The sequence below is a fragment of the Amycolatopsis sp. NPDC114505 genome (assembly GCF_055633615.1).
This window is the reverse complement of record NZ_JBVKDV010000002.1, coordinates 1601461-1619301: the sequence shown is the minus strand read 5'-3', so window position 1 is coordinate 1619301 and position 17841 is coordinate 1601461. Positions and strand designations below refer to the sequence as shown.

Below are 17841 nucleotides of genomic sequence, written 5' to 3'. Positions count from 1 at the left end.
GTCAGTGGTTCCTTTCGTCTTCCGGAGTGCTGCCGGTCAGCAGCTCGTGGAGCACGTTTCCGTGCAGGGGCAGGCTGGTGACGTCGACGCCGGCCGGGGCGAGCGCGTCCGCGACCGCGTTGGCGATCGCGACCGGCAGGCTCATGCAGCTGCCTTCGCCACAGCCCTTCGCGCCGAGCCGGGTCAGCGGCGACGGCGTTTCCAGGTGGTCGCTGTTCAGCTCGAACGTGGTTTCGGCGGAGGTCGGGCACAGGTAGTCCATGAAGGTGGCGGTGGGCTGCCCGGCGTCGGTGTAGCGCATCTCCTCGAACAGCGCGCCGCCCAGTGCGTGCGCGAGGGCGCCGTGCACCTGGCCTTCGAGCAGGGTCGGGTTGAGGATCGTGCCGGCGTCGTGCACGGTGACCACCTGCTCGAGCTTCACCTCCCGGGTCTCCGGGTCGATCCGGACGACGGCCAGTTCGGCGACGAAGCCGTAGCACAGGCTCGAGTTGATCTGGTCCGAGCGGCTGGCCGCCTTCGACTGCGGCGGGGTGAACGCGGCCTCCTCGTACAGGCGCGCGGAGGTGCCGTCCGGCAGCGAGCCGGGGTCCCAGTGCACCAGCCCGGCGGCGTGCTTGAACGAGACCGCCCGGCCCGGCTCGGCTCGCAGCCGGATCCGGCCCTCGGCCAGTTCCACCTCGTCGGCCGTGACGCCGAGCAGGGTGGCGCCGGCGATCTTGATCGTCTCCGCGACCTTTTCCGCGGCCTCCACCAAAGCGCTGGTCAGCAGCGGCGCGAACCGCGAGGAGTAGCTGCCCGAGCTGATCGTCCACGGGGTGGTGGCGGTGTCCATCTCGACGAGCGGGCGCACCTGGTCCAGCGGCAGGCCGAGCTGGTCGGCGACCACCTGCTGGGCGACGGTGGCGTGGCCCTGGCCCTGCGGCACGGTGCCCAGCAGCACCGAGACCAGCCCGTTGGGGTCGACGCTGATCCGGACGTGCTCGGTGGACCCGGACTTGCCGCGCCCGGACGCCCGCTGCTCGGCCGGGGTGGCCAGGCCGACGTAGCCGATGTTGGTCGCGGACGGGTCGACGATGGTGGCCACGCCGAGGCCGAAGTACTCGCCCCGCGCCCGCGCTTCCCGCTGCTTTTCGCGCAGGGCCTGGTAGTCCGCGTTCTTCACGACCATGTCCAGCGCGCGGTGGTAGTCGCCGGAGTCGTAGATGCCGCCGGTCGGGGTGGCGTACGGGAAGTCCTCGTGCCGCACGAAGTTCCGCCGGCGCAGCTCGACCGGGTCCAGGCCGCAGGTTTCGGCGACCTTGTCCATCAGCCGTTCCAGGCCGAAGTACAGCTGCTGGCCGCCGAAGCCGCGGTTGAGCCCGGTGGGCGTCTTGTTCGTGACCACGGCACGCGAGCGGATCTCGACGGCGTCGATCTTGTAGGCGCCGGTGATGTTGCCGAAGCAGCGGTAGAGCGTGCTGGGTTCCGGGGGACGCAGGTAGGCACCGACGTTGTCCACCAGGTCGGCGCGCAGCGCCTGCACCGTGCCGTCGGCCGAGACGGCGGCCTCGAACCACATCGCCCGGTCCGAGCCGGCCGAGCTGGCCAGCAGGTGCTCGATGCGGTCCTCGGTCCAGCGCACCGGCCGGCCCGCGTGCTTGCTGGCCAGCGCCATCAGCGCGACGTAGGGGTAGATGCCCGCCTTGATGCCGAAGCTGCCGCCGTTGTCGGCCGGGATCATCAGCCGGATCCGTGAGGTGGGCAGGCCGAACGCGCCGGCCAGCACCGCGACCATGGAGAACGGGCCGTGGAAGTTGGCCCACGCCTGGATGGCCGGGCCGTCCCCTTCGTCCTGCCACTCGGCGACGACCGAGTAGCACTCCATCGGCGTGGACGAGTAGCGCGGGAAGTCGTACTTGCCCTTCACCACGTGATCCGCCCGGGCGAACACGCCGTCCACGTCGCCGAAGCTGAAGGTTCGGTCGGTGGCGACGTTGCCGTCCGCGTCCTCGTGCAGCCGCGGCGCGTCCGGCAGCAGCGCCTTCTCGACGTCCACCACCGGCGGCAGCGGCTCGTAGTCGATCTCGACGAGCTCCGCGGCGTCCTCGGCCAGGTAGCGGTCGTTGGCGACGACCACCGCGACCGGTTCGCCGACGAAACGCACCTTGTCCGTCGCCGTCGGGTAGTACGGCATGGGTGCCTTGAGCGCCAGGGGGAACGGGCGCAGGGTCGCCTTGACCTCCTCGGGGCCGATCACCGCGGCGACGCCGGGGTGCCGGCGGGCCCGCTCGAGGTCGACGCCGCGGATCCGGGCGTGCGGGTGCGGGCTGCGCACCACCGCCGCGGTCAGTGTGCCCGGCAACGGGTCCAGGTCGTCGAGGAACCGGCCGCGGCCGGTGAGCAGCGCGGGGTCCTCGATCCGGGCCGTCCTCCTGGCCGGTTTGTCGGCGACTGCGGTCATGCGGCTCACCTGCCTGCTTCTGCGGCGCTGTCGGACAGCGCGCGGTAGTTACCGGAGCTCAGTTCGCGGCGCAGGATCTTGCCCACGCCGGACTTGGGGATGGTGTCGACGGCGACGAACCGCTTGGGGCGCTTCAACGACGGCAGCCCGGACTGCTCACGGACGAACGCCTCCAGCACTTCCGTCGCGTGCTCGGGCGTCATGCCTTCGGCGGGGATGAAGAACGCGGTGGCGGCCTGGCCCCACCGGTCGTCGGCCATGCCGACCACGACCACCTCGCGCACCGCCGCGCAGCGGATCAGCGCGTCCTCGATCTCGTCGGGGTAGATGTTCTCGCCGCCGGAGTTGATCATGTCGTCGACCCGGCCGGCGACCCAGAGGTCCCCGTCCTCGTCGGCGCTCGCCAGGTCGCCGGGGAAGTACCAGCCGTCGCGGATGGACTTGGCGTTGGCGTCCGCCCGGTGCCAGTACCCGGCGAACGCCTCGGGGCTGGCCATCGAGACGGCGATCTGGCCCTGCTCCCCCGGCCGCACCTCGGCGTCCGGCGGTGCGGCGGGGTCCGGGTCCACCAGCCGGACGCGGGAGAAGATGCCGGCACGGCCGGCCGACCCCGGCTTCGCGAGCACGTCCGGGCCGATGGTGAAGGTGTAGATCTCGGTGCTGCCGAAGTGGTTGACGAACGACTCCGGTTCCAGCGCGCCGGCGAGCCGCTCGGCCAGCGCCGGGGTCATCGACGAGCCCGCGTAGGCCAGCCGGCGCACGGTCCGCGCCTCGGCGAGCCGGCCGGTGCGCACCAGCGACCAGTAGATCGTCGGCACCAGGTACAGCGAACCGATCCCCTCCGCGGTGATCAGTTCCAGGGCCTCGTCGGCGTCGAACTTCACCTGCGGCACCCAGGTTCCCGCGCCGACCAGGGTGGCCAGCAGGGTGCGCAGCCCCATGGTGTGGAACAGCGGCATCACGCCCAGGGTGGCGTCGAAGCGGGACTGTCCACTTTGGATCAGATGGGCGATCGCCGCGTGGTGCTCGGCGGAGTGCGTGCGCGGGACGCCCTTCGGTTTCCCGGTGGTGCCGGAGGTGTAGAGCATCACGCTGATGTCCTGGTCGGACACCCGGACGTCCGGGGCGCCGCTCGGCTGCCGCAGCGCCAGGCGCTCGATGGTGTCCTCGTCCGGCGGCCCGGAGGCGATCCGGGGCACCGGGGGCAGGTCGGCCAGCGCTTCGTCCGCGAGGGCCGCGGTCGAGACGTCGGTGATCACCAGGGCGGGCAAGGCGTCGGCGACGCAGTAGGCGAGTTCGGGCGGCGCGAACCGGTACGAGAGCGGCACCGAGACGGCACCGAGCTTCTGCGCGGCCAGGTGCAGGCTGGCCAGCGGTTCCCCGCCGGCCAGCGAGAGGACCACCCGGTCGCGGGGCCGGACGCCGAGCTCGGCCAGGGCCCGGGCCAGGCGATCGGTGTGCGCGTCCCAGTCGGCGTAGGTCATGGGACGTGCGCCACCCACCGCGCGGCGCCGGGGATAACGCTCCGCCGTCCAGCGCAGAACCGTGCCCAGATCCATGACCGTCCCTCCGTCGCGACAGTACGATACAGACCATCTGTTTCGGATGGTTGCGAACCTACGATATGGTTCGGAGCATGTCAACGGTTCGGTTGTCGACGACGTCGTACGTGGTGCTCGGGATGATCGCTCTGCGCGGGCCTTCCACGTCCTACGACCTCAAGCGCGCGATCGGCCGATCGGTGGGCTACTTCTGGAACTTCCCGCACGCGCAGCTGTACTCGGAGCCCAAGCGGCTCGAGGAGGCCGGACTCCTGGAGCTCGACGAAGAGGACTCCGGACGCCGCCGCAAAACGTTCTCGATCACCGAAGCCGGCCGCAAGGTGCTGCGCGACTGGGTGGCCGAGCCGGTGAACGAGCACTTCGAGCTGCGCGACGTGGCGGAGATCAAGCTCTTCTTCAGCGAGCTGGCCGGCCCGGACGACGTCGCGCGGCTGGCGAAGGGCCAGGTCGAACAGCACGAGCGCCGGATCGCCGAGTACGAAGAGATGCAACGCCGCTTCGGTCACATCGAAGAGGTCGCCGGCCGCATGATCACGCTGGAGCTCGGGCTGGGCATGGAATACGCCGCCCTCGAATTCTGGCGCGGAGTGTGCGAACGCGCCGCCCGCGGCGACTTCGAGATCGGGAAGCACTCACTCCAGGAGTAGCCACGCGCGTCGTCGGTTGGTTGCTGCTGTGATGGGTCACGCCTTCCTCAGGTTCGGCAGGTCGCGGCGCACCGCCGTGCGCCACAAATCATCAACTGGCCGAGCCGGTGTCGATGTTCGGCCGCGAGCACGACGTCAGCGGGATGATCGGCCTGGCCCAAGAGGTCGACAACCACGCTCGATATCGGGCCCGGCGGGCCGATGCGCCGCCCGCCCGCACCGCCTGATGCTCACCTCCGCACAGTTCGCACCAGAGATCGAACGAACCGCAGGAGGCAGGCATGTCAGTCACGGTGGGACTGCTGGTGACGCTGGAAGCACAGCCGGGCAAGGAGGCCGACGTCGAGGAGTTCCTCAACGCCGGTCGCACGCTGGTCGAGGACGAGCCGGCTACGTACCCCTGGTTCGCCGTCAAGCTCGGACCGACGACGTACGCGATCGTGGACTTCTTTCCCGACGACGCCGGCCGCACGGCCCATCTGCAGGGCAAGGTCGGCCAAGCGCTCGGGGCGAGGGCCGACGAGCTGTTCGCGAAGCCACCCGACGTCGCGCAGCTCGACGTGCTGGCGGCGAAGCTGACTTGAAGCGGCCCGGGATGGCCCTGACCCGTGCAGAGTGCCGCGCCTTGCCGGCACTCGGGGCCTCCCCGCCGGTCCCCTGAGGTTCGTCGTGGCGCCGCCGGCCCCGGCCGTCATGGCCGGCGGGGCCGATCGACGCGTGCACCCCGCCTCTTGGCCGCGTCCTCGGCGGCGCGCACCGCTTCAGTGACCTCTTGCGAGATCGTCGGTGACGATGCGGGGGCGATCGCCGCGTAGTTCTGACCGCGACACGCGGCTCTATGGGGTAATCGAGTGTCCGAATCATGCGGTCAGGCGCAGTGTCCGTGACAAGCCCAGCGCGGCCGTCCGGACCGCTGGGGCCAGGTTCGCCGGCCGGAACTGTTCGCGCGGGACCGCCACCGACAGCGCCGCCACGACCGACGCGCCGCTGAACACCGGGGCCGCGATGCAGCTCACCCCCAACGCCGCCTCCTGTTCTTCGTACGCCAAGCCGGCCACCTGCGTCTGCTCCAGCGCGGTACGCAGCCGCAGCGGGTCGAGGATCGAAAACGGCGTCAGCCGCGGTAGCGGATCCGCCAGGATCGCGTCCGTCAGCGCGGGCTCGGAGAACGCGAGCAGCGCTTTGCCGATCGCCGTGCAGGTGAGCGGGAGCCGGCCGCCGATCCGGGACGGTAGCGGCACCGCGTCGTGGCCGTGGATGCGTTCGACGTAGACGACCTCGCGATCCTCGCGGACGCCGAAGTGGACGGTCTGGCGGGTGCTCTCGAACAGGTCCTGCAGGAACGGCAAAGCGGCTTCACGGAGGTCCTGACGCCGAGGCACCAGCGAACCCAGTTCGAACAGGGTGCCGCCCAGCCGGTACTTCTCCCCCACGCGCTCCAGGAACCCGAGCCGGACGAGGTCGCCGACCAGGCGGAACGTCGTGGTCTTGGTCAGTCCGGCCCGGGCGGCGAGTTCCGTCAAGCGGAACGAACCACCATCCGGCCGGTAGACAGTGAGGACAGCGGCCGCCTTGTCGAGCATGTTTCCGTTCTCGCCGTTCCGTGTCACGGAACAGACTTTGGCATACCTCCGGCTCGCCGCCTATACCTGGCGGGTCACGATCCCTGCTCCGGAGGTCCCTGATGAACGAGGCCGTCCCCAAGGCCGCGGCGGTGCTCGCGGCCGCGGCCGCCACTGCCACGCCGTGTCCGCCGATCCGCGATCTCTTCGCCGACGGCGACCTCGACGCGGCCTACGCGGTGCAACGAATCACCACCGAGCGCGTGCTCGCGGCCGGGCACCGCCTGGTCGGACGCAAGATCGGCCTGACGTCGCCGGCCGTGCAGCGGCAGCTGGGCGTCGACCAGCCCGACTTCGGCGCGCTGTTCTCCGACATGGCCCTCGACCACGGCGGGACCGTCCCGGCCGGCCGGCTGCTGCAGCCCAAGGTGGAAGCGGAGATCGCGCTGATCCTGGGCGCCGACCTCCCCGGCCCGGAGTGCTCGGTCGCCGACGTCCGCGCGGCGACCGCGTTCCTCGCCCCGGCCCTGGAGATCGTCGACAGCCGGATCGCCGGCTGGGACATCACGATCGTCGACACCGTCGCCGACAACGCTTCCTCCGGCCTGTTCGTCCTCGGCGACACCCGCGAAGCCCTCGACGACGTCGAGCCCGCCGACGTGGAGATGCAGCTGCACCGCGGCGGCGAACTCGTCTCGCGGGGCACCGGCCGGGACTGCCTGGGCGACCCGCTCAACGCGGCCGCCTGGCTCGCCACCACGCTGGCCCGCCGGGGTGAACCGCTGCGTGCCGGCGACATCGTCCTCACCGGAGCGCTCGGCCCGATGGTGCCCGCCTCGCCCGGCGACGTCTTCACCGCCCGGATCTCCGGCCTCGGCGAGGTCGGGATCAGCTTCGAAGGGGAACCAGCATGAGCGCGAAAGTCGCCATCATCGGCTCGGGCAACATCGGCACCGACCTCATGATCAAGGTCCTGCGCCTGTCCGAGCACCTCGACATCGCGGCCATGGCCGGGATCGACCCCGACTCCGACGGGCTCGCCCGCGCCCGCCGGCTCAAGGTCGCCACCACGCACGAGGGCGTCGACGGTCTCGTCCGGCTAGACGAGTTCGCCGACGTCCAGTACGTCTTCGACGCCACGTCCGCGGGAGCGCACCGGCGCCACGACGAGGTGCTGCGGGGCGAAGGTCGCACGGTCATCGACCTCACCCCCGCCGCGCTCGGGCCCTACGTCGTCCCGCCGGTCAACCTCGGCGAGCACCTCGACGCCCCCAACGTCAACATGGTCACCTGCGGCGGCCAGGCCACCATCCCGATCGTGGCCGCGGTCGGCGCCGTGACGCCGGTGCACTACGGCGAAATCATCGCCTCGATCTCGTCGCGCTCGGCGGGGCCGGGCACGCGTGCCAACATCGACGAGTTCACCGAGACCACCGCGGCCGCCATCGAAAAGGTCGGCGGCGCCACCCGCGGCAAGGCCATCATCGTGCTCAACCCGGCCGAACCGCCGCTGATCATGCGCGACACCGTGCACTGCTTAGTGTCCGAAGTAGACAGAGAGGCCATCACGGCGTCGATCGAGGAGATGGTCTGCCGGGTGCAGGCCTACGTCCCGGGCTATCGGCTCAAGCAGAAGGTCCAGTTCGAAACGGTCGCCGCCGACGATCCCCTGCACCGCCTGGTCCCTGCGGGCGACGCGGTCAAGGTCTCGGTGTTCCTCGAAGTCGAGGGCGCCGCGCACTACCTGCCCGCCTACGCCGGGAACCTCGACATCATGACCTCGGCCGCGCTGCGCACCGCCGAACGCATGGCCACCCACCAGGAGGCGCTCCGATGACCGACCTGTACATCCAGGACGTCACCCTGCGGGACGGTATGCACGCCATCCGCCACCGCTACACCGTCGAGCAGGCGCGCGCGATCGCCGGCGCACTGGACGCCGCGGGCGTGGCCGCCATCGAGATCGCCCACGGCGACGGCCTGTCCGGCTCCAGCATCAACTACGGCGTCGGCGCCCACACTGACTGGGAGTGGATCGAAGCCGTCTGCGACGTCACCCGCAACGCCATCCCCACCACGCTGCTCTTGCCCGGCATCGGCACGCTGCACGACCTGCGGAAGGCCCACGGGCTCGGCGTCCGCTCGGTCCGCGTCGCCACCCACTGCACCGAGGCCGACATCTCCGCCCAGCACATCGGCGCCGCGCGCGAGCTGGGCATGGACGTCGCCGGGTTCCTGATGATGTCCCACATGGCCGAGCCGGCCGAACTGGCGAAGCAGGCCAAGCTCATGGAGTCCTACGGCGCCGCGTGCGTCTACGTCACCGACTCCGGCGGCCGGCTCACCATGGACGGCGTCCGGGACCGGGTGCGCGCGTACCGGGAGGTCCTCGAGCCGGAGACGCAGATCGGCATCCACGCCCACCACAACCTCGCCCTCGGCGTCGCCAACAGCGTGGTCGCGGTGGAGAACGGCGTGGTCCGGGTCGACGCCTCCCTCGCCGGGCAGGGCGCCGGAGCGGGCAACTGCCCCCTCGAAGCGTTCATCGCGGTGGCCGACCTGATGGGCTGGGACCACGGCTGTGAGCTGTTCCCGCTCATGGACGCGGCGGACGATCTGGTGCGCCCGTTGCAGGATCGGGAAGTCCGGGTCGACCGCGAGACGCTGAGCCTCGGCTACGCGGGCGTCTACTCGAGCTTCCTGCGTCACGCCGAGGCGGCCGCGGCGCGGTACGGCCTGGACACCCGCGCGATCCTCGTCGAGGTCGGCCGGCGCGGCATGGTGGGTGGTCAGGAGGACATGATCACCGACATCGCGCTCGACCTCGCCGGTTAGCGCCGCAGCAAAGGCAGGACACGGCCGGCGACGTCGGCGACCAGCTGCCGCGGCAAGTCGTACGAACCGACGTGCTGCAGCAGCACCGCCGACACGCCGGACCGGGCCAGCTCGGTCAGCCGCGCCGCGATTTCGGCGGCCGTGCCGTACAGACAGAACCGCCGGGCGAACAGCTCGGCGGTTTCGTCGTCCACAAAGGACTCACAAGCCCGGACCGCGGAGTCCCAGGACTCGGCGTGCAGCAGATCCGGACGCAGCTGCGGCAGCCGCTCGGGCACGCGCACCCGTACCCCCGCCGCCGCGAGGAACTCCGCACCACCATTGGCCGCGATGCTCAGGCACACCGGCTTCAGTTCCCGGGCGTCAAGCCGTACCGAGTCCGTGACGCGGCAGAACGCCGACACGGTGATCGGCACGGACCCACCGGCCGCCACCTGCCGCATCGCGGCTTCGAGGGGCTCCGCGGCCACGCCGGACAGCAGGATCGCACCGTCCGCGACCTCCCCGGCCAGCCGCAGGTTCCGCGGCCCACTCGCCGCCAGGTGCAGGGGCACGGTCACCGGGTCGCGCAGGCGCGACCGGGCGTCACCGAAATCGACCGCTTCGCCGGCCAGCAGCGACCGGATCACCCGGAGCCCGTCACGCAGCCCGGCCCGGGTCGACGGCAACAGCCCGGCCGGGACGACCGAGCTGTTGCCCACGCCGACGCCGAGCACGAACCGGCCGGGCGCGAGCTCGGCCACGGTCCGTGCCGCGCCCGCGACCACCGACGGGTGCCGGGTCACGACGTTCTTCACCGCCGTGCCGAGCCCGATCCTCGACGTGCCGGCGGCGGCCGCAGCCGCTGTGGCGAAGACGTCCCGCCACAGCAGCTGCGAGTCCGGGAACCACACGTCGTCGAACCCCAGTCGCTCGACCTCCTGGACGAAGGCCACCAGCTCGGGCAGCGGAACGCACGGTGGGACCCGGACGCCGATCCTCATACCGCCGGCGCTCCGGACTCCTCCCGGAGTACCGCAGGCTGCCCGGACCGCGCTTCCTTGAGGAACAGCCCGGCGACCAGGCTCACCGCCGACGCAGCCGCCATGTACGCGGCGATGGACACCCAGGTGCCGGTCGACTCCAGCAGGGACGCGCTGATCGCCGGGGCGAAGGCGTTGCCGAAGATCGTGCCGAGGGTGAACCCGATCGCCATCCCGCTGAACCGCAGCGAAACCGGGAACGCCTCGGAGAAGAAGACCGGGAACATCGCGTAGTTGCCCGCGTAGCCGGCGTACAGCAGGGCGAAGCCGAGCAGCATCAACCACGAATTCCCGGTGTTCAGCAGGGTGAACCAGACGAAGGGCAGCACGACCATCGACGCCGCGGTGGCGACGAAGACCGGCTTCGGCCCGATCCGGTCGGCCAGCCTGCCGTACAGCGGAGCACCGATCACGACCACGACCAGGCCGGGCAGCAGGACGTCGAGCATCGCCGAGGTACTCAGGCCCAGCGCGGTCTTGCCGTACGTCAGCACGTACACCGACGTCACGGTGATCATGACGCCCGCGCCGAGCGTCGCCAGCGTCACCAGGACGACCGTGCCACCGCACTTGCGCAGGACGTCCACCAGCGGCAGCTTGTGCACCGCGCCGGCGCCCTTGACGTCGGCGAACTCCGGGCTTTCCCGCAGTCCCAGCCGGATCACCAGCCCGGCGATGACGAGCAGCACGCTCACCAGGAACGGGATCCGCCAGCCCCAGGCGACCAGGTCGTCCTCGGGCAGCCGCGCCACGAGCAGGAACATCGCGTTGGCCAGGATGGTCCCGACCGCGGTGCCGGTGTTGAGGATCCCGCCGAAGAACCCGCGCCGGTGCTTCTCGGCGTGCTCGACGGTGAGCAGGACGGCGCCGCTGGACTCACCGCCCAGGGACACGCCCTGCACGATCCGGAGCGCGACCAGCAGCACCGGCGCGGCGATGCCCCAGGTGCCGTACGACGGGAGCAGCCCGATCGCGGTGGTCGCGACGCCCATCATCATCAGCGTGGTGATCAGGATGGACTTGCGGCCCATCCGGTCGCCGAGGTGCCCGAACAGCAGGGCGCCGAACGGGCGCGCGACGTACCCGACCCCGAAAGTGGAGAGGGAAATCAGCGTGCCCACCACCGGATCGGCGGCGGGGAAGAAGATCTTCGGGAACAGCAGCGACGCCGCCAGGCCGTAGACGAAGAAGTCGTAGAATTCGACGGCGGTGCCGAACCACCCGGCCAGCGCGGCCCTGGTCTGTTGCCGTTGTGGTTGTGTCATAGCTGCCTCCGGGAGAGCCGGTCGAGTTGCCGTACTTTTGTTGGTGTGCCGGGGCATCGGCAACGCGCGGGTTCAATCAGCGGACCGGGTGAACCGGCGCAGGAAGGGCAGCACCACGGCCGCGACCTCGTCGGCCTTGTCCTCCATGAGCGCGACCGTGCCCCGCTCGATCACCGCTCGGTCCACGACGGCGGCCGCGGTCAGGTTCTGCTTCAGGGGTTCGAGGTCCGGCAGAGCGAACGGATCGTCGCCCGCGCCGAGGAGCAGCACGGGTGCACGCACCTCGCCGATCCGGCGCTCCATTTCGTACCGCGCGCACGCCAGGTGCCCTTCGCGTGGGTCGACGCCGGGGGCCAAGGCGTCCCGGACGAACCGGTCGAGCAGGCCGGTCGCGGTCTTCGGGTAGTAGGGGCGCCGCTGCTCCCACCACGCGAGCAGGTGTCCGCCGCCGGGTTCGCGGGCGGCGTCGTCGACCCCGGGTCCGTCCACATGCGACGCACGGTAACCCGCGTCGGCCCACGGGGTGGACGACAGGACGACGGCCGTGATCCGGTCGGGCGCCGCGGCGGCCAGTTCGACCGCCACCACGCCGCCGGTGTGGTGGCCGACCACCGCCGTGCGGTCCACCCCGAGGGCGTCCAGCGCCGCGAGGATGCCGCGGGCGTAGTCCTCGATGTGCTGAGGAGCCGGCAGCGGGGAGCTGTTGCCGAACCCCGGCATGTCGATCGCGATGACCCGGTGTTCCGCGGCCAGCAGTGGCCGCAGCTCGCGGAACTCGTCGAGTGAGCGGGGGGTCTGGTGGAGGAGGAGCACGGCCGGGCCGCTCCCCTGCACCGCGTAGTGCACCTGGCCGCCGGGCACCTCGGCGTAGCCGTATTCCACTGCGGCTCCCTGGGGGGTTCGGAAGGACGTGCGGGGAGTGTTCGCCCTCACCGCCGCCGGACCCACCCCCACGGTCCGCCTACCGAACCGCGTCACCAGACCGTTTCACGACGGTGCCGGCCGGAAACGCGCGGGTAACGGAGGGTGACCACGGCTGGACTTGGATCTTTCCGGATGGTGATAATCCGAAGCGGCGAGGAGGTGCCATGTCCACCGAGGACGAAGGCCGGCCCAATTCGGTGCTCGGCAAGGCGCAGCTGCTGCTCGGCGCCTTCGAATCCGGCGCCTACCAGCTGGGGCTGACCGATCTGAGCCGTCGGTCCGGCGTGCCGAAGGCGTCGGCCTACCGGCTGGCGCAGGAGCTGGTCGAGTGGGGGCTGCTCGAGCGCCGCGGCGACTGCTACCAGCTCGGCCTGCGAGTGTTCGAGCTCGGCCAGCGGGTGCCGGCGTCGGCGGTGCTGCGCGCGGTCGCCCGGCCGGCGCTGGCCGACCTGTTCGCCGCGACCCGCGCGACGATCCACCTGGCCGTGCTCGACGGCGCCCACGTGCTCTTCCTGGAGAAGGTCGCCGGCGAGGCGAACATCCACTCGCACTCCCGGATCGGCGGGCGGCTGCCCGCATCCGCCACAGCGACCGGCAAGGTGCTGCTGGCCACCTCCCCCGATGTCGAGGAGCAGCTGGCTCGGTTCGACGCGGCCGGGCTGACGCACCTGACCTCGCGCACGGTGTCCTCGGTGGACGATCTGCGCAAGCAGCTCACCGTGGTCCGGGCGAAGGGGTTCGCCCTGGAGATCGAGGAGACGATGCCGGGGGTCGGCAGCCTCGCGGTGCCGATCACCGGCGCCGACGGCACGGTCCACGCGGCGGTCTCGACGACCGCGCCGGTCGCCCGCCTCGCCCCGAAACGCCTGCTGCCCGAGCTGCGCACGGCCGCCGCCGCCATCGCCCGGGCGCTCGACCGCGCCCTGCTCACCGCCTCCGAGGTGCGCAACGAGCCGTTCACCGTCGTCCAGGCCCCGGCGAAGCGGGCGGCCGGCTGACCGGTCCGCTCAGCGGACCGGCCGGTTGGGCCCTCTCCGCGCCAGAACGACGATCACCCGGGTGAGTGAACTTCGGGCAAGCACCCTGGTCGACCTGCTGAACGTCCGCTCCCGGCAGGATCCGGACCGCGAGCTGGTCCGCTTCGACGATGGCACGCGCCTGCGGATCGGCGACGTCGACAACGGCTCTCGGGCGCTCGCCTCCCGGCTTCGCGTCACGCCTGGTACTCGCGTGCTCACCTGCGTGCGGCCGGGACGCGCCGCTGTAGAGCTGCTGTTCGGGCTGGCCCGGCAAGGAGCGGTGGAGGTGCCGCTGGCCCTCGACGTCACGCTCCCGGCCGCCGAAGCGATCCGGCGCTCCACGAGGGCCTCGGTGCTGATCGCCGGAACGTCGGCGCTCACCGCCAACCCAGCCCTGCTGAACCTCGTCGAGCTCGTTCTGCTGGTCCGCGAGGACGACCCTGGACCGGCCGGGCATCCGTTCCTCGACGAACTGCCCGCGGCGGGCGTCCCGGAACACCGTCCCGCGCCGGGGGATGTGCTCGTCGTACTGTCCACTTCGGGCACCACCGGCCGGGCCAAAGCCGCCGAGCTCCCGCACTTCGCGGCTCTGCGGCACGCGCAGCGGGTGGCGGCGACCATGGGCTACGGCCCCGGGGACGTCCTGTTCAACGTCTTCCCGTGGCACCACGTCAACGTCCGGCACACCGCGCTCCTGCCCGCGCTGCTGACCGGTGCCCGGCTGGTCGCCCACCGCCGGTTCTCGGCCTCCGGATTCTGGGACACCTGCCGGAACGAAGGCGTCACGGCGTTCAACTTCATGGGCGCCATGCTGGCCATCCTCGACCGGCGGCCGGGCACCGACCGCGACCACGCCGTCCGCCTGGCCTACGGCGCCCCGGCCCCCGCCGAACTGGTCGCACGGTTCCTCGACCGCTTCGGCGTGAGAGCCCTCGAGGCCTACGCCAGCACCGAGCTCGGCGACGTCGCCGCGAACACCCCGGGCGACTGGCGGCCGGGCACAGCCGGCCGGGTGGTACCCGAGTACGACGTCGCGATCCTGGACGAGGACGGACGTCCCCTGCCACCGGGACAGACCGGGCAGATCACCGTCCGGGCCAAGCTGCCGCACATGCGGTTCCGCGGCTACGCGGACGAACCCGGCGCCACCGCGACGGTGCTGCGGGACGGCTGGTTCCGCACCGGCGACCGCGGCCGCCTCGACGCCGACGGCTATCTCACGTTCGCCGGCCGGCGCGGCGACGTCGTCCGGCGGCGCGGCGAGAACATCGCGACCTGGGACGTCGAGCAGGTGCTGCGGGCACTGCCCGGCGTGGTCGACGCGGCCGCGGTCGGGGTCGAGTCGGACCTCACCGAACAGGAGCTGCTCGTCGTGCTGGCCACCGACCGGCCGCTCGACGGGCCCGCCGTCCGGGACTGGTGCCGCACGCGGCTGCCGCGGCACGCCCAGCCGCGGTACGTGCGGATCGCGCGCGAACTGCCGCGCAACGGCAGCGGCAAGGTCGTCAAGGCCCTGCTGCCGTCCACTGTGGACGAGTTCACCTGGGACGCCGAAGCCCGGTCCGCTCAGTGAACCGTGGCTGACCGGACGAGGGCCGTCGCTGCCTACGGTCGGCCGACATCCCCGTTCCGCAGGAGGACACCGTTGCGCGTACTCGACCTCACCGACGAACTCGCCCGGCAGGGCGCCCGGCTGCTGGTCGGGCTCGGTGCCGACGTCGTACGCGTCGACGACGACCTGACCGGGCCCGAGCGCGTCCACTGGCACGCCGGGAAGAAGCTGGCGTCAGACCTCGACGCCCTGGCGCGGGACGCCGACGTCGTCCTGGAAAGCGGTCCGGTGGCGAAGCTGCGCGGCCTGCACGCCGACGGAACGTCACGGTGGCCGCACGCCGTCCACGTGGTCGTGACACCGTTCGGGCTCACCGGCCCGCGTCGCGACTGGGTCGGCGGCGACCTCGTGCTCGCCTCCGCCGGCGGGATGACCTGGCTCGGCGGGAAGCCGGACGGCCGGCCCAAGCCGCCACCGCGCGAGCAGGCCTGTCAGCTGGCCGGGGCGCACGGCGCGATCGCCGCCCTGCTGGGTGTCCTCGCGGGGACCGGGCAGCTGATCGACGTCTCGGCCCAGGAAGCGGTCGCCGCGACCCTGGAAACGGCCGCGATCTCGTGGATCCACGCCGGCACGTTCCCGGTCCGCAACGGCGGTGTCTACGAGCACGTCGCGCACCGGATCTTCGCGGCCGCCGACGGGTACGTCGCGGGTGGCTACTCCGGCAGCGAGCGCATGTGGACCGGCTTGCTGAACTGGCTGGCCGAGGAGGGCGAAGCCGGTGACCTGCTGGACGAGCGGTTCGCCGACCAGGTGGTGCGCTGGGCCGAGCGGCCGCACGTCGACGACGTCATCGCCCGGTTTGTCGCCAAGCGGACAGCCGCGGAGGTCGCCGAGCAGGGCCGTTCCCGGTCCCTGCCGTGGGCCGAGGTGACGCCCCCGGCCGAGCTGACCCGCAACCCGCAGCTGCGCGACCGGCAGTTCTTGGTCTCGGTCGACGGCACCGAGGACGCCGGGTTCCCCTGGGACGCTCCCGGTTTGCCCCGGCCGGTCACGCTCTCCCCGCTCACCGAGGGCACGTGGACCACCGCGTCGACCGGAAAACGCCCTGCGAAGAGCCGCCCGCTCGACGGCGTCCGGGTGTTGGACCTGACCTGGGTGCTGGCCGGGCCCTACGCGACCAAGATCCTCGCCGAGCACGGCGCCGACGTGATCAAGATCGAGTCGAAGCACCGGCACGACCCGACCCGGTTCTCGACGTCCATGCGGCTGCGGCCGGGCGCCGGCCCGGACGACTCGGGGTACTTCCTCAACTTCAACCGCGGCAAGCGCAGCGTCGCGCTCAACCTGCGTACTGAGGAGGGGCAGGCCGTTCTGCGGGAGCTGGCCGCCCACTGCGACGTCGTCATCGAGAACTTCAGTCCCGGCGTGCTGGCGAAGTGGGGTCTGGACTACGAGTCGCTGCGGGAGATCAACCCGAACGCGGTTCTGGTGTCGATGTCAGGCGTCGGGCACACCGGGCCGTGGCGGAAGGCCGTCACCTTCGCCGACACGCTCGCCGCGATGTCCGGGCTGTCCGCCGAGACGGCCGATCCGGAGGAGCCACCGCAGGGCCTGGTGTTCGGCCTGGGTGACATGGTCGCCGCCAACGCGGCCGTGCTCGGGGCCCTGGACCTGCTGATCCGCGGCGAAGGCGGGCACGTCGACCTCTCACAGCTGGAGGCGATGGCGGCCACGATGGGCCCGGCGGTGCTCGGCGCCAGCAGCGATGACCCGCACGGCGTCTACCCCGCGGCCGGAACCGATCGGTGGGTGGCCATCACCGCGCAAGACGAGACACAACGGGCAACGCTGCGGAACTTGACGGGGTCGTCCGAGGACGACGCCGCTCTCGCCGCGTGGACCCGAACTCAGGACGCTGACGAACTCGCCGCCCGGCTGCAGGCCGCCGGTGTCGCCGCGGCCGTGGTGGCGACCGGCCGTGACCTCGTCCAGGACGAGCACCTGGCCGACCGCGGCTTCTACGTACGCCTCGACCACCCGATCGCCGGCGCGGTACTGCACGAAGGCATCGTCGCCCGCCTGACCGCGACGCCGGGTGCCGTCACCTCGCCCGCTCCCCTGCTCGGCCAGCACACCGAACCGGTGCTCCGGGAGCTGCTGGGCTTCGACGACGACCACCTGGCGGCCCTGCGCGCCGCCGGGATCACCGAATGAGAGGAACACGCATGCCGGTCCTGACCACCACCCGGGACGCGGGGGTCGCGACGATCCGGGTCGACCGGCCCCCGGCCAACGCCGTCGACCCCGCTCTGATCGCGGAGTTCCTCGAGGTCCTGCCGCCGCTGGCCGAAGACCCGGACGTGCGGTGCCTGGTCATCACCGGCACCGGGAAGTTCTTCATCGCGGGGGCGGACATCGCCGTCATGCGGGACCTGTCCGACGCGAACCAGGCCCGGATGCGCGGCTGGATCGAAGTCCAGCGGCTGCTGGAACTGGCCCCCAAGCCGGTGATCGCCGCCATGAACGGTCACGCGCTGGGCGGCGGCGCCGAGCTGTCGCTGGCCTGCGACCTGCGGATCATCTCGGCCACGGCGAGCTTCGGGTTCCCGGAAATCACCCTCGGCCTGTTCCCCGGGGCGGGCGGCAGCCAGCGGCTCCCCCGGCTCGTCGGGCCGCACCGGGCCAAGCGGCTGATGATCGACGGCACCCGCCTGTCCGCCCAGCAGGCCCTCGAGCTCGGTCTGGTCGACCGCGTGGTCGATCCCGGGCTGTTCGACGCCGCGGTCGCCGAGGAAGCTCAGCTGCTCGCGGCCAAACCGACCGCGGCGATCGGCATCCTCAAGCGGGTCGTCGACGAGGGCTACGGCCTCCCGATCGAGGACGCCCTGCTGCGCGAGGAGAAGGGCGTCGCGGAGCTGACCCGCACCGCCGATGCCGCCGAAGGGCTGCAAGCGTTCCTGGACAAGCGCCCGCCGTCGTTCACTGGACGCTGAGAAAGGGGCGGCGCCTTCGC

Annotated in this window: 15 protein-coding genes; 9 read left to right on the top strand and 6 right to left on the bottom strand. The window is 71.7% G+C overall.

Translation table 11 applies throughout. The features are described 5' to 3' along the window. Position 1: 1 nt before the first annotated feature. Both ACZ7OU_RS25510 and ACZ7OU_RS25505 read right to left on the bottom strand, forming a co-directional pair. Positions 2-2440 carry a xanthine dehydrogenase family protein molybdopterin-binding subunit gene (locus ACZ7OU_RS25510; protein WP_470257008.1) on the bottom strand — a complete coding sequence of 813 codons (2439 nt, stop codon included), beginning with the start codon at positions 2438-2440 and terminating at the stop codon, positions 2-4. A gap of 5 nt (positions 2441-2445) precedes the next feature. Continuing rightward, entirely contained in the window at positions 2446-3999 is a 1554-nt protein-coding gene (locus ACZ7OU_RS25505; RefSeq protein ID WP_470257007.1) for a class I adenylate-forming enzyme family protein, read from the bottom strand. 77 nt (positions 4000-4076) lie between these two features. Between ACZ7OU_RS25505 and ACZ7OU_RS25500 the strand changes: the two genes are divergently transcribed. Both ACZ7OU_RS25500 and ACZ7OU_RS25495 read left to right on the top strand, forming a co-directional pair. Beyond that, a complete protein-coding gene (locus tag ACZ7OU_RS25500; RefSeq protein ID WP_470237576.1) occupies positions 4077-4649 on the top strand; it encodes a PadR family transcriptional regulator in 573 nt (190 codons plus the stop codon). Between the two features lie 281 nt (positions 4650-4930). Beyond that, positions 4931-5233 carry a putative quinol monooxygenase gene (locus ACZ7OU_RS25495; protein ID WP_470237577.1) on the top strand — a complete coding sequence of 101 codons (303 nt, stop codon included), beginning with the start codon at positions 4931-4933 and terminating at the stop codon, positions 5231-5233. A gap of 276 nt (positions 5234-5509) precedes the next feature. On the opposite strand, the gene ACZ7OU_RS25490 is transcribed toward ACZ7OU_RS25495, so the two are convergent. Then, entirely contained in the window at positions 5510-6259 is a 750-nt protein-coding gene (locus ACZ7OU_RS25490; RefSeq protein ID WP_470257006.1) for an IclR family transcriptional regulator, read from the bottom strand. 74 nt (positions 6260-6333) lie between these two features. Between ACZ7OU_RS25490 and ACZ7OU_RS25485 the strand changes: the two genes are divergently transcribed. From ACZ7OU_RS25485 to dmpG, 3 genes are read left to right on the top strand one after another with little or no spacing between them, the layout of a single operon-like run. Continuing rightward, the gene (locus ACZ7OU_RS25485) at positions 6334-7125 is read left to right on the top strand and encodes a 2-keto-4-pentenoate hydratase (RefSeq protein ID WP_470257005.1); all 792 of its coding nucleotides are present in this window, start codon (positions 6334-6336) and stop codon (positions 7123-7125) included. Then, on the top strand, positions 7122-8048 hold the full coding sequence (locus tag ACZ7OU_RS25480) for an acetaldehyde dehydrogenase (acetylating) (RefSeq protein ID WP_470257004.1): 927 nt from the start codon (positions 7122-7124) through the stop codon (positions 8046-8048). The genes ACZ7OU_RS25485 and ACZ7OU_RS25480 overlap by 4 nt, the downstream gene beginning before the upstream one ends. After that, the gene (gene dmpG / locus ACZ7OU_RS25475) at positions 8045-9046 is read left to right on the top strand and encodes a 4-hydroxy-2-oxovalerate aldolase (protein WP_470257003.1); all 1002 of its coding nucleotides are present in this window, start codon (positions 8045-8047) and stop codon (positions 9044-9046) included. The genes ACZ7OU_RS25480 and dmpG overlap by 4 nt, the downstream gene beginning before the upstream one ends. Here the strand turns inward: dmpG and ACZ7OU_RS25470 are convergent. The 3 genes from ACZ7OU_RS25470 to ACZ7OU_RS25460 all read right to left on the bottom strand — a co-directional run bounded on the left by ACZ7OU_RS25470 (position 9043) and on the right by ACZ7OU_RS25460 (position 12215). Beyond that, entirely contained in the window at positions 9043-10029 is a 987-nt protein-coding gene (locus ACZ7OU_RS25470; RefSeq protein ID WP_470257002.1) for an LLM class flavin-dependent oxidoreductase, read from the bottom strand. The genes dmpG and ACZ7OU_RS25470 overlap by 4 nt on opposite strands. Continuing rightward, positions 10026-11333 carry an MFS transporter gene (locus tag ACZ7OU_RS25465; protein ID WP_470237583.1) on the bottom strand — a complete coding sequence of 436 codons (1308 nt, stop codon included), beginning with the start codon at positions 11331-11333 and terminating at the stop codon, positions 10026-10028. Before ACZ7OU_RS25465 ends, ACZ7OU_RS25470 begins: the two co-directional genes overlap by 4 nt. Before the next feature lie 72 nt (positions 11334-11405). Further along, complete coding sequence (locus ACZ7OU_RS25460; protein ID WP_470257001.1) at positions 11406-12215, bottom strand: alpha/beta fold hydrolase; 810 nt, start codon at positions 12213-12215, stop codon at positions 11406-11408. Between the two features lie 206 nt (positions 12216-12421). Between ACZ7OU_RS25460 and ACZ7OU_RS25455 the strand changes: the two genes are divergently transcribed. The 4 genes from ACZ7OU_RS25455 (at position 12422) to ACZ7OU_RS25440 (ending at position 17821) form a co-directional block, all read left to right on the top strand. Continuing rightward, complete coding sequence (locus tag ACZ7OU_RS25455; protein ID WP_470237585.1) at positions 12422-13255, top strand: IclR family transcriptional regulator; 834 nt, start codon at positions 12422-12424, stop codon at positions 13253-13255. A 61-nt stretch (positions 13256-13316) separates the two neighbouring features. After that, positions 13317-14849 carry a class I adenylate-forming enzyme family protein gene (locus ACZ7OU_RS25450; RefSeq protein WP_470237586.1) on the top strand — a complete coding sequence of 511 codons (1533 nt, stop codon included), beginning with the start codon at positions 13317-13319 and terminating at the stop codon, positions 14847-14849. A gap of 72 nt (positions 14850-14921) precedes the next feature. Further along, entirely contained in the window at positions 14922-17042 is a 2121-nt protein-coding gene (locus tag ACZ7OU_RS25445) for a CaiB/BaiF CoA-transferase family protein (RefSeq protein WP_470257000.1), read from the top strand. Between the two features lie 11 nt (positions 17043-17053). Next, the gene (locus ACZ7OU_RS25440; RefSeq protein ID WP_470256999.1) at positions 17054-17821 is read left to right on the top strand and encodes an enoyl-CoA hydratase/isomerase family protein; all 768 of its coding nucleotides are present in this window, start codon (positions 17054-17056) and stop codon (positions 17819-17821) included. Positions 17822-17841 lie beyond the last annotated feature (20 nt).

Coding starts and splice junctions, on each gene's coding strand:
- ACZ7OU_RS25495 (WP_470237577.1), top strand. CDS start 4,931: ATGTCAGTCACGGTGGGACTGCTGGTGACGCTGGAAGCACAGCCGGGC.
- ACZ7OU_RS25485 (WP_470257005.1), top strand. CDS start 6,334: ATGAACGAGGCCGTCCCCAAGGCCGCGGCGGTGCTCGCGGCCGCGGCC.
- ACZ7OU_RS25455 (WP_470237585.1), top strand. CDS start 12,422: ATGTCCACCGAGGACGAAGGCCGGCCCAATTCGGTGCTCGGCAAGGCG.
- ACZ7OU_RS25470 (WP_470257002.1), bottom strand. CDS start 10,029: ATGAGGATCGGCGTCCGGGTCCCACCGTGCGTTCCGCTGCCCGAGCTG.
- ACZ7OU_RS25440 (WP_470256999.1), top strand. CDS start 17,054: ATGCCGGTCCTGACCACCACCCGGGACGCGGGGGTCGCGACGATCCGG.
- ACZ7OU_RS25510 (WP_470257008.1), bottom strand. CDS start 2,440: ATGACCGCAGTCGCCGACAAACCGGCCAGGAGGACGGCCCGGATCGAG.
- ACZ7OU_RS25500 (WP_470237576.1), top strand. CDS start 4,077: ATGTCAACGGTTCGGTTGTCGACGACGTCGTACGTGGTGCTCGGGATG.
- ACZ7OU_RS25465 (WP_470237583.1), bottom strand. CDS start 11,333: ATGACACAACCACAACGGCAACAGACCAGGGCCGCGCTGGCCGGGTGG.
- dmpG (WP_470257003.1), top strand. CDS start 8,045: ATGACCGACCTGTACATCCAGGACGTCACCCTGCGGGACGGTATGCAC.
- ACZ7OU_RS25505 (WP_470257007.1), bottom strand. CDS start 3,999: ATGGATCTGGGCACGGTTCTGCGCTGGACGGCGGAGCGTTATCCCCGG.
- ACZ7OU_RS25480 (WP_470257004.1), top strand. CDS start 7,122: ATGAGCGCGAAAGTCGCCATCATCGGCTCGGGCAACATCGGCACCGAC.